Origin of the sequence: Sedimentibacter sp. (assembly GCF_032080165.1) — a bacterium.
In the GTDB taxonomy this organism is placed as follows: Bacteria; Bacillota; Clostridia; order Tissierellales; family Sedimentibacteraceae; genus Sedimentibacter.
Map to the genome: position 1 here is coordinate 37,979 of NZ_DAMASY010000016.1, position 8,241 is coordinate 46,219.

The 8,241-nt window shown below is 32.2% G+C and carries 8 protein-coding genes; 3 read left to right on the forward strand and 5 right to left on the reverse strand.

What is annotated here, in order from left to right:
- Positions 1 to 8: 8 nt before the first annotated feature.
- The 5 genes from RT412_RS16315 to RT412_RS16335 all read right to left on the reverse strand — a co-directional run bounded on the left by RT412_RS16315 (position 9) and on the right by RT412_RS16335 (position 5,991).
- A complete protein-coding gene (locus RT412_RS16315) occupies positions 9 to 602 on the reverse strand; it encodes a TetR/AcrR family transcriptional regulator (protein WP_313346552.1) in 594 nt (197 codons plus the stop codon).
- Positions 602 to 3,682: an efflux RND transporter permease subunit gene (locus tag RT412_RS16320; protein ID WP_313346550.1), complete on the reverse strand. Its 3,081-nt coding sequence runs from the start codon at positions 3,680 to 3,682 to the stop codon at positions 602 to 604. Before RT412_RS16320 ends, RT412_RS16315 begins: the two co-directional genes overlap by 1 nt.
- Positions 3,683 to 3,684: 2 nt before the next feature.
- On the reverse strand, positions 3,685 to 4,785 hold the full coding sequence (locus tag RT412_RS16325) for an efflux RND transporter periplasmic adaptor subunit (RefSeq protein ID WP_313346547.1): 1,101 nt from the start codon (positions 4,783 to 4,785) through the stop codon (positions 3,685 to 3,687).
- 181 nt (positions 4,786 to 4,966) lie between these two features.
- On the reverse strand, positions 4,967 to 5,512 hold the full coding sequence (locus RT412_RS16330) for a permease (RefSeq protein ID WP_313346544.1): 546 nt from the start codon (positions 5,510 to 5,512) through the stop codon (positions 4,967 to 4,969).
- Positions 5,512 to 5,991, reverse strand: coding sequence for a permease (locus RT412_RS16335; protein WP_313346541.1), 480 nt, complete (start codon positions 5,989 to 5,991; stop codon positions 5,512 to 5,514). The genes RT412_RS16330 and RT412_RS16335 overlap by 1 nt, the downstream gene beginning before the upstream one ends.
- A gap of 158 nt (positions 5,992 to 6,149) precedes the next feature.
- Here RT412_RS16335 and RT412_RS16340 point away from each other — a divergent pair, with 158 nt between their 5' ends.
- The 3 genes from RT412_RS16340 to RT412_RS16350 all read left to right on the forward strand — a co-directional run bounded on the left by RT412_RS16340 (position 6,150) and on the right by RT412_RS16350 (position 8,140).
- On the forward strand, positions 6,150 to 6,830 hold the full coding sequence (locus RT412_RS16340; protein ID WP_313346538.1) for a Crp/Fnr family transcriptional regulator: 681 nt from the start codon (positions 6,150 to 6,152) through the stop codon (positions 6,828 to 6,830).
- A 247-nt stretch (positions 6,831 to 7,077) separates the two neighbouring features.
- A complete protein-coding gene (locus tag RT412_RS16345) occupies positions 7,078 to 7,530 on the forward strand; it encodes a response regulator transcription factor (RefSeq protein ID WP_313346536.1) in 453 nt (150 codons plus the stop codon).
- 28 nt (positions 7,531 to 7,558) lie between these two features.
- Positions 7,559 to 8,140 (forward strand): TetR/AcrR family transcriptional regulator C-terminal domain-containing protein, encoded by a 582-nt coding sequence (locus RT412_RS16350; protein WP_313346534.1) that lies wholly within the window; start codon positions 7,559 to 7,561, stop codon positions 8,138 to 8,140.
- Positions 8,141 to 8,241: the final 101 nt, after the last annotated feature.

The following is an 8,241-nucleotide window of genomic DNA, read 5'->3' on the forward strand; positions in this document are numbered from 1 at the left end:
TTTTAAGTTTATATTTCTTTTTTTACGCTAAATCCATTATATAACAAGTTAAATATAATGTCATCATCAGTTAGCACATAATTTTTTTTTTGCATCTTAAGCTTGAAGTATTCACCCATGGTTCCCACTATCGAACAGGCAATTATATCGGAGGGTATTTCTTTTTTTACAACCCCCTCCTCCTTGCCTTGATCAATTATATTTATAATAATTTTATTCATATCAAAAACATGTTCAAACAAAGTTTTCACAAATTTCTCTGAAATAATATTTTTATAAGACATTATATAGTCAACCGGGTTTTTTTCAAAATCTTCCTCGAAAGCATTTTCTTTTCCTTGAAATAATGATATTAACTTATCTTTAAACGAAACATCCAATTCGCTTATTTCTTGTACATGGTCGTGAATAGACTTAACATATTCTACGCAAGCTTCATCAAAAATTTCTTGTTTACTGCTGAAATACTCGTATAATGTTCCTTTTCCAACACCTGCTCTTAAAGCAATATCTTCCATCTTAGTTTTATGGAATCCGTTTTCTTTAAACAAAAATCTTGCTGAATCCAAAATTTCATTTCGCTTAATATTTTTTTCATCCATTATATTTTCTCCGGCGTAACTTTATTGTGTTTTGTAAATTTTCTTTTAAAGAAATTAGCAATATCATCAAATATAGTATACATAACAGGAACTACAACCAATGTTAAAACAGTCGAAAGCGCTAATCCGCCTATTACAACGACTCCCATTGACTGAGTCAGTTCAGCACCCTCTCCTATACCTAATGCCATAGGCACCAATCCTAATATAGTGGTCAAAGCAGTCATCATAATAGGTCTTATCCTTATAGGTCCCGCCTTCATAATTGCAGATGTTCTGTCTTCCCCTTTATTCCTTCTGTTGTTAATATAGTCAACCAATACAATTGCATTATTAACAACTATACCGACCAATATTATTAATCCGATTATGCCTATTACATTTAAATGCAGTCCTGTTATAAACAAGCCGATAAATCCTCCTGATAATGCAAGAGGCACAGAAAACATTATTGACAACGGCTGCAGGAGTGATTCAAATTGAGCAGCTATTATCATATAAACCAATACTATAGCAACCAACAGAACCATTGCCAAATCAGTAAAGGTTTCTACGATTTGTTCTGTTTCGCCGCCAAATGTATAACTGTAGCCATAAGGCATATCATATTCTTTTAGAAGCTTTTCTATCTCTGTAGAAACCGTCTGAACATCCCTTCCTGCCACGCCGCCTGTCACCGTAAGAACTCTTGTTTGATTTTCTCTCATTATGCTGACAGGTCCTTCTTCAACTTTTATATCAGCAATTTCCGATAATGGAATATTACTGCCTATAGGTGTCGGTATCGGCAGCATTTCCAACAATGACATACTTTGTCCGTACATATTGTCACCTTTAAGTACAACATCTAATTCATTGCCGTCAACCTTAAATTTAGTCACATTGGAACCGGATAAAGTATTTTTTACTGCAGTACCTACCTGTACCGTTGAAAGACCGTATTGAGATGCAATACCCCTGTCTAAAACAATCTGTACCTGAGGAATGCCGTCTTCATAGCTTGTAGAAACCTCCCTTGTACCTTCAACCTTTCCTATTAGACCTTTAAAATCATTTCCGATACTTTTAAGTGTTTCTATATCATCACCTTTAATGCTTATACTTATGGCTCCTCCACTCATACCCATCATCATCATTGATGATTCGGATACACTTATTTCCGCACCGGGTATATCCTTAACAATTTTTCTTATTTCATCACTTATCTCTTTAACACTTCTGTCTCTTTCATTCAGATCGCTTAAAATTACACTCATAGAACCGGTACTACTGCCACCGCCTATGCTCATAACTCCTCCGCTTCCGGCTGAGGTAAATACAGAGGTAACCTCAGGGATTTCCTGAATTGTTTCGTGAACCTCTTTTAATACATTATCTACTTCTTTGATTTCAGAACCCGCAGGTAAACTTACACTTACATTAATCATACCTTCATCAGTTGCAGGGAAAAACTCCGCACCTACTGAAGCCACCATCAATATGCTGGCAACAAAAATTGCTATACTTATGGCTATAGTAATAAATCTGTGATTCAAACCGAAGCTTAATATCTTTTTATAGAATACTACCAAAACTCCATGCTTCTTTTCCTGAAGCTCTTCGGACTCTAAATTTCTTACAGAAACGAGCTTTGAAGATAACATCGGTACTAATGTCAATGCAATAAGCAATGAGCTGAAAAGCGCAATGACTATTGATAGAGCAAAATCCTTAAAAATTGTTGCAGCTAATCCTCCTGTAAACACTATGGGTATAAAGACGGCAACAGTTGTTAATGAAGATGCTGTAACTGCCATGGAAACTTCATTCGCTCCGTCTATTGATGCATTAATTCTATCAACGCCTAAACTTCTGTTTCTATAAATATTTTCGAGAACTACAATCGAGTTGTCCACCAGCATACCTATTCCAAGTGCCAGACCACCTATTGTCATCATATTTAATGTTATATCAGCAAAGTACAAAATAACAAATGTAGTTATTATTGATATAGGTATTGAAAGTGCTATTACCAACGTAGTCTTAAAGCTTCTCAAGAAAATTAAAAGTATGATAATAGCTAATAACCCACCCTGTAAGGCAGTCTTCGTTAAATTATTTATAGCAAAATTTATGAATTCTGCTTGGTCGAAAACATTAACAATGTTTATATCGGGGTATTCTTTTTTAATTTTTTCTATTTCCTTATTAACAAGCTTTGAAACATTTACCGTATTACCGTCAGACTGTTTCATAACAGATACTTGAACAACCTCTTTGCCGTCCAATTTAGTTATGGAGGATTGTTCCTTGTTAACTATATTTACATCTGCTATGTCCATTAATCGCACAGTTCCACCTTTGGTTAAAGGTATGCTCAGATTTTTAATTTCGTCTAATGATTTAAATTCTCCTACAGTTCTTACTGTCAGCTCGTTGTTTCCTTTACTTACAGTACCACCCGGAAGATTTATATTTGCTGCCTGAAGCATTTGAGTTATATATGATTCGCTCAGATTATAGCCCTTAAGGACTTCTTCCTTCAGCATTATTTCAACTTCCTGAGTCAAACCGCCTGATACATTAGCCGAAGCTGTTCCTTCTATACGTTCAAGACGAGGTGAAATAACGTCTTCTGCAATTTTTTGGGTTGTATGTATATCTCCTTTACTCGAAACAGCCATTTGAATTATCGGCATTGCATTTGGATCAAGCTTGGCAACTATAGGGGAGGAGGTCCCCTCAGGCAAAAATCCCTCAATCATATCTATATTTTCCCGTAATTGAAGCATTACATCATCCATATCAGTACCAAATGCAAATTGCATAAGCACTATGGAGCTGCCTTCATTTGAATACGACAATATACCTTCTATGTTTTCAACCGTTGCCACCGTTTGTTCAAGAGGCTTTGTAACCATATTCTCAATTTCTTCAGGTCCCGCACCTGAATAAGACGTCTGAACCATTACATATGGCAGTTCCATCTGAGGAAGCAAATCAATTTGCAGCTTACTTAATGACACTCCACCTAATACAATAACGATTAAAATCATCATTGTAATTGTAACGGGTTTTTTAACCGAGAATTTTGCAAACATGCTTATTCACCCCTTACAACCTTTATTTTGCTGCCATCTGTTATGTAATCTTGACCTTTCACAACTACTATATCACCTTCTGTTAATCCGGATTTGATTTCTATATATGTCCCCGTATCAAGCCCAGTAGTTACTTCTTTTTCTGCTGCCACATCACCGTTAACCACAAATACATATTTTATGTCGTCTTTTTCTTTAACTGCTTCTGTTTTAACAGCAAGAGTACTTTCTATTCTATCCGTATTTAAATAAACCTTAGAAAACATACCCGGTTTAATTAAACCGTCATTCTCTAAAATTATACTCACATTGTATAAATTAGTCATCAAATCAGCAGATGTACTAACACTGTTTATAACCGCTTCCTTCTTATATTCAGCTGCACTTATTTCAACAGTTACAGTATCACCCTTATTTATTTTGTTAACCAAATTTCCGGGTATACCAAATTCTATGGTTATGCTGTCTGAATCAACAATAGTTATAGGTGGATTACTTGATGTTGCATATTCACCCTCTACAATATTAACGCTTGAAATTACACCCGATATAGGTGCTTTTACCTGTGCGTTATCCAACATGGATGCAGCATTTTCATAAGCGACTCTTGCCTGTTCCACACTCATTTTGGCTGCTTCTAAAGCTTCATCCGAAGCAGCAAGCTTTGCCTGTTCATACTGAGTTTCAGGAATTGCTCCCTCTTCATATAACTTTTTAACTTTCTCAAAGTTATCCTTTGCACTTTGGATTTGAGATTCATTTACATCATAACCGGCTTTTGCTGCTTCATATGCAGCATATGCCTGTTTAACCTGCTTATTTATATCATCCTTATCCATAACGAACAATACATCATCTTTTTGTACCTTATCTCCAACCTTCACATTTATCTTTTCAACTTTTCCTGCCGTTAAGGGAATTACAAACACATCCTTGTCTGCAAAAACCTTAGCCGTCATTATGTTTTCAATAAATAATTCCATTGGTTTTAAAGTTTCCGCTTCTACTGCAGTATAAGCTTCTTCTTCGGTTACAGCTGCATTTTGGCTGCAGCCGGTTAATACAATTGCAATAACTAATAATAATGTCAAAAATTTCTTCAAAGTTTCCTCCTCTTTTTTTCGACCGACCGGTCAGTATTAAAAAAATTCTATCACTGAAAATTTTCATTGTCAATATAAAACATGTAAAATCTATTCTTATTCTAAAAAGTTATATTAATAAATATAAGACATTATTATTAAAAGTTTATTAATTATTTATTAACGGTTAATTAATTGTAATTTACTCCATTAATGAAGCTCTTTCATAAATTTTATCTTTATCCTCTTTAGGCAATAATTTTTCTGTTGTATAGGCAATTATACAAATTCCTATAATGTTGAGGGCAAATCTTAAAACAGTAAATTTAATTCCCATTGACGAAGCTTCAAACAACAAGAGAGGTATTTTCGTTGTGGACCATGCCCCGATCATTATTAATGCATAAGTAAGTTTGCTTCCTTTTTTAAGCAGCACAATCGCTACAGGAAATGCAGCATATAGTGGTCCTGCTGCCGCAGACCCCAACAAAAATGCAATAAGCACTCCTATAAATCCTGATTTTTCACCCATATACTTCATCATAGTTTCTTTTTTTACCCAAACATCCAATAAGCCTAAAAGTATAAATATCGGAGGTAATATAAACAGCATTTCCAAGGCGCTACTCATTGTAATATCAACTGATCTCATTCCTGTTTCAGGATATAAAACAACAACTATGGCATTTGCAGTTGCAAGTAAAATAAATATTTTATATCTTTTAATTACATATATAAATTTTTTCATTATAAAAATACCCCCATTACAAAAGCTACAATCAAAGAGAAAATAAATGCTTCGGCATTTCTGATTAATGCTGCTTTTTTTCCGAAAAATTTCATTTCTAAAGGAATTGTAACAACTCCTACCATCATTAATGTTGAGATGAATGCTGCAATCTGTATATATCCGGCCCCGCTTTTTAACAAAGCCGCTGCTAATGGAAATGCTATGAAACCCGGTATAAGCGTTATTGCTCCCACCATGGAGGCAAGAATTACTCCCATCCATCCTGATTCTTTTCCTATAATATTGGATATTTGTTCCGGAGTCATTATTGCCAATATTATTCCAATCAAGATCAATATGGAAAGGAATTGAGGCAAAATATTTTCAAATGACTTCCACGCCTTTTTTAGCGCCATCTTTGTATTATTCTTATCTTTCACAAAAGATACAGTCAAAGCGATTGATGTTACTAAATAAAATACTATTGTTGATGACATAAAACCCTCCTTTTATTCTATTTTCTTTTTAAATTTAATTCTACATTAAGTGTTGTAAAAAAGTCACTTTAAAAATATAATATAAAACAATAATTAAAACTGTTACCATGGTAACTAAATTTTAAAAAAACATTTATATAATGAAAAGGGAGACTTTAATGGAGAATTTTATAAACCTGCTTAAAAATATAGATATGTTTAAATGTTTTACTACCGATAATTTAGAAAATATTTTTAGAAACAACTACAGTACAAAATATTATGCAAAAAATTCTATAATTTATATACAAAATGAAAAATGTAAAAGTTTAGATATAATTTTAGAAGGAACAATCACCATACAAAAAATAGATTCTGATGGCAATGTACTATCTATTAGTGATTTCTCAAATGGAGATGTTATCGGAGAAAATTTACTTTTTTCTATAGATAATAAATATCCAAATACTGTATTAGCAAAAAGCAATGTTAAAATATTGCATATTGATAAAAAGCTTATACTTCAATTATGTCAAACCAATGAATGTTTTTTAATCAATTTTTTACGATCTTTGTCCGGAAAAGCATTGCTTTTGTCAAATAAAATTGCTTCCTTAACAATGAAAACATTACGGCAATGTATAGTAGAATTTTTATTATATGAGTATAACGTGCAAAAAACAAATAAAATCAAACTGAACATGACAAAAAAAGAATTAGCTGACAAAATTGGTGTTCAGAGAACATCACTTTCCAGGGAATTAAATAAAATGCGTAAAGACAATCTTATTGATTTCAATAATAAATATATAATCATAAAGGATGTAGAATTATTGAATGAGCTGCATATAGATAGTTAGATGATTTACAAATTGTCGAATTTGTAAGAATTATTGTCAATACTGCTATATTGTCTATTGTGTTAATACGATAAAAATATATAATTTAGATTAAGAATACTTGTAGTATTTTAAATTCTTTATTCCCCCAAACTCCTATGAAATTGTTTAAGGGGATGTAATAGCGAGCATATTTAAAAGCTTAGCTTAGAACATATGCTCGCTATTGTAATTTAAAGGACTTACATTTGATTGTGAGGAGATTTATGTGGAAAGTGCAATTTCTGAAAATATACAGAATATAGATGAAAAGCTTGATAATTTTGTGATTTTAGAAATTAACAGCAATGATAATTCATATAAACAAATTTCCATTGAAGATTTCTTAGAAAAGTTAAATATTATTGAATTAAAATCACGAAAAAACAAGAATATAATTAATTATGGACCATTAACAATAAATACTGACAGTTCTGAAGTATGTAGAGATGAAATAAAAATCGACTTGTCTCCAAGAGAATATAAAATGTTTCATCTTTTTATTGATAATAAAGGAAAGACTTTAACAAACGAACAGATTATTAATTGTGTGTGGGGTATTGCCTATGCTAATGCAGGAATGTTAAGAGTAGCTATTAAAAGATTGCGAAATAAAATAGACCCGGACAATAAATATTTAAAGACTATAAGAGGCAAAGGATATATGTTGAAAGACATTTAATAATCTTACATTTGTAAGGAGGATAAACGTGGCACATTCAATAATGACAGAAATGACTAAATTAATACTCTCGAAATCTTTAAAAAAATTATTAAGTAAAAAACCATTAAACAAAATAACTGTAAAGGATATTGTTAGTGACTGCAAATTAACAAGACAAACTTTTTATTATCACTTTCAGGATATTTTTGAATTGCTTGATTGGACTTATAAAAATGAATTAGGTCATATTTTGCATACTGCAAACAATAGTAGTTGGGACATTGTCATTAAAGGTATATTGAACTATATTAAAGAGAATAAATCAATGTTCGCATATACTATTCAATCCGTTGGACGTGAGCATTTTGAACAAGCTGTTTATCCGAATTTATATGAATTCAGCAAAAACAAAATTTATAAGGCTTCTTTGGAATTGGAAATTCCCACAGATAAAATACACTTTTTAGCAAATTTGCAAACTATCACATTATTATCTGTTATAATTCAATGGGCAAATAACGGTATGAAAGAAAATATTGATGAAATCGTCCAAATGTTAGACATGACTTTAAATTCAGCAATGTCTAATATTCTTCAAGAATACGAATCTGAATCCTCTAATTGTTAAACCCCCTAATATTAATATTAGAGGGTTTTATGTTACTATGTTTCAGAGTAAGCGTCAAACCTGCCGGTACATTTACAGCAAAATAATAAGATGAGATAATA